The organism is Rhodopirellula sp. UBA1907, from assembly GCF_002337565.1.
Lineage (GTDB): Bacteria > Planctomycetota > Planctomycetia > Pirellulales > Pirellulaceae > Rhodopirellula > Rhodopirellula europaea.
Window position 1 is genome coordinate 1 of the sequence record NZ_DDGH01000021.1, and the last position, 2797, is coordinate 2797.

Consider the following 2797-nt stretch of genomic DNA (forward strand, 5'->3'; position numbering starts at 1 on the left):
GCATTTTCGCTTTCACTGGTGCGGCATCAGCGGCTAGAACCCGAAGCGATTTGGGAGATCAAGACTCAGACGCTGAAGAACTCGGGCTTGTTGACGCTGCACCGCGGCGGCAACGGATTCGATTCACTCGGTGGTTTGTCTTCGCTGAAAGCATTCACACGACGGGCATTGCTGCGTACCGATTCCGATCGATCGGTTCGTGCACGTGGCGTGATGCTGCTCTCGCCTCCTGGCTGCGGCAAGTCCGAATTCTGCAAGTGCTTGGGTACCGAAGTCGGACGCCCGGTGTTGACACTGGATGTTGGCAGTTTGCTTGGATCGCTCGTCGGTCAATCCGAAGAACGTACCCGCGAAGCACTGCGAACCATCGATGCGATGGCACCTTGCGTGTTGATGATCGATGAAGTCGAAAAGGCGTTCTCGGGAGCAAGCGGATCCGCCAACGACAGCGGTGTGTCATCACGAATGATGGGCACGTTTCTGACTTGGCTAAACGATCACGAATCCGATGTGTTTGTGGTTTGCACGGCCAACGATGTGAAGCGACTTCCACCGGAGTTCAGTCGTGCCGAACGGTTTGACGGCGTGTTCTTCTTGGATCTTCCTGGCAGAACTCAGAAGGATGAAATCTGGCGACTGTATCGGAACCAGTTCGGCATCGCGACCGATGAGTCGACACCCGAGGACGATCAGTGGACCGGTGCCGAGATCAAATCGTGTTGCCGGCTCGCTGCGTTGTTGGATGTCTCGTTAATCGAAGCATCCAAAAACGTGGTCCCGGTCGCAAAGACGTCTTCGGAATCCATTGGCCGACTTCGGCAGTGGGCCAACGGTCGATGCTTGTCGTCGGATCACTCGGGGTTGTTTCGTGCTTCGAGTGGATCTTCGAGCAAGCGACGGCGCACGCGATCGGACCCATCCAATAACTGAAAAACCTCGTGCGAATTCGGCGAGCGCTCGCCGAATGTTGCACAGCATGCAACGCGATTTCTTATCTCAATTCACCCTTCAACAAGGAGATTCATGTCACCTCTTTTGACCGTTTGCTTATTCCTGTCGTTCGCTTTGACGGTTGCGTCACTGCTCGTCTGGCAGCTTCGTCGACGTGTGCGAGGACTGCAGGCAATCGTGCACCTTCTCACCCGTAGGAAGTTCTACCATGCCGATCCAACCCAGGCTTCCGAAGCCAAGAATATCGACATTGCTGGCCAGCCTGATGCTTCTGTGCTGGCTGATTTTGCTGAGCGGATGCGGCCCGTCCGGTCGCGACCTGAGTGACGCCAACTGGCTGCAACTTCAGCAAGACATGCAGGCCGAGCGAGCAGAAGTCGGACGCCAACGTGATCTGTTGGAATCCGACCGACGCGAGTGGGATGAACGCGAACGTCGTGAGCCCGTTCTGGCGGCGGTGATCTCTTCGGCCGCTCTGCTGATTGCTTGCGGGTTGCCGCTGCTGATCGTGGCCGGCTTGTTGATCCAAGATCCGCCCGCGGACTCGGCCGGCGAAGCTTGCAACGAGCTGCTGGACCAGGTGGTCGAGCTGACCGACGCCCGTGAGCCACACCGTCTGGAGATCGACCCTACCGACCCTTAGTCCCCTGGAAAGCTCACCCATCAAACCTGACATAGGGACCTGTCCCGCGTTTTTCATAGTTACCTCTTTGCTGACGCCTCGTCGATCGTTTCGGTCGGCGGGGCGTTTTTTGTCGACTCACTCAAACCAGGAACCCATCCATCATGACCACCGCCAACCTGACCGACCCCAACACCGTTTCCAACTCCAACCCCATGGCCAGCGTCAGCGAGCGATTGCAAGCCGAGACCACCGCCGTGCGGCTGAAGATTCACTGGCCCAGTGTCCGTAAGACGCTGAGCACTGACCAAACCCGGCAAGCGGCCGGAACGTTCGATGCCGATACGAAATCGGTCTCCGCGTCCAAGAAGCTTCTCGACACCAACCACCCCGCATTCCGTGCCGCGACCGCAGTACGCAAACAGGCCGCGGATCACTGGAAAGCCAACACGTTACCCTACACCGAACCTGGCATGCGGTTGATCAAGCGAGTCGATGTGCCCACGTTCGACGTGTTCATGACTTCGGTACGAGCCGAGCTGAACGAAGCGGTTGAACAGCTCGAGCTGCACTTTGATGAACTGATCGATCAAGCTCGCGAGCGGTTGGGCGACCTGTTTGATCCAGCCGACTACGACATGAATCTACATCGTCTGTTTGGGATTGAGTGGGATTACCCCAGCTGCAACCCGCCGGAGTATCTGCTGCAGGTCAGCCCACAGCTGTACTACAGCGAATGCCGCCGAGTGCAGCATCGTTTCGATGAAGCGGTGAAGCTTGCCGAGCAAGCCTTCGCTGATGAACTCGAGCAGTTGGTCACTCATCTGGGTGAAAGACTGCGTGGCGACGGCGACGGTTCACCGAAGGTGTTTCGTGATACAGCTGTCACAAACTTGGCCGAGTTCCTGGATCGATTTCAACGATTGAACATCCGTTCGGACGATCAATTGGACCGCCTGGTGGCCGACGCTCGTCGCATTGTTGGTGGCGTGGTGCCTCAACAGCTTCGAGACCAATCGGAGCTTCGCCAACGCGTTGCGACCGAACTCTCGCGGGTGGAAGCGTCACTGGAGGGTTGGATGACCGAGCGTCCACGCCGAAGCATCCTGAGACGATCACGCTGATGCGAGCTTCCACCGAGATCGTCGTGGGGCGACAAGGTGAGTTGCGGATGATCTACGACGAGTCGTTTGATCTGCAGCAACTGGGGCACGTTCACATCGA

Annotated in this window: 3 protein-coding genes; all 3 read left to right on the plus strand. The window is 57.5% G+C overall.

The annotated features are described in order from the left end of the window. The coding region (locus tag B2R17_RS04935; RefSeq protein WP_286763093.1) for an AAA family ATPase at window positions 1-930 on the plus strand (930 nt) is incomplete at its 5' end. Window positions 931-1216: 286 nt separating this feature from the next. Continuing rightward, entirely contained in the window at window positions 1217-1594 is a 378-nt protein-coding gene (locus B2R17_RS04940) for a hypothetical protein (RefSeq protein ID WP_286763097.1), read from the plus strand. Window positions 1595-1737: 143 nt separating this feature from the next. Beyond that, a complete protein-coding gene (locus B2R17_RS04945) occupies window positions 1738-2697 on the plus strand; it encodes a hypothetical protein (RefSeq protein WP_286763094.1) in 960 nt (319 codons plus the stop codon). Window positions 2698-2797: the final 100 nt, after the last annotated feature.

Coding starts and splice junctions, on each gene's coding strand:
- B2R17_RS04945 (WP_286763094.1), top strand. CDS start 1,738: ATGACCACCGCCAACCTGACCGACCCCAACACCGTTTCCAACTCCAAC.
- B2R17_RS04940 (WP_286763097.1), top strand. CDS start 1,217: ATGCTTCTGTGCTGGCTGATTTTGCTGAGCGGATGCGGCCCGTCCGGT.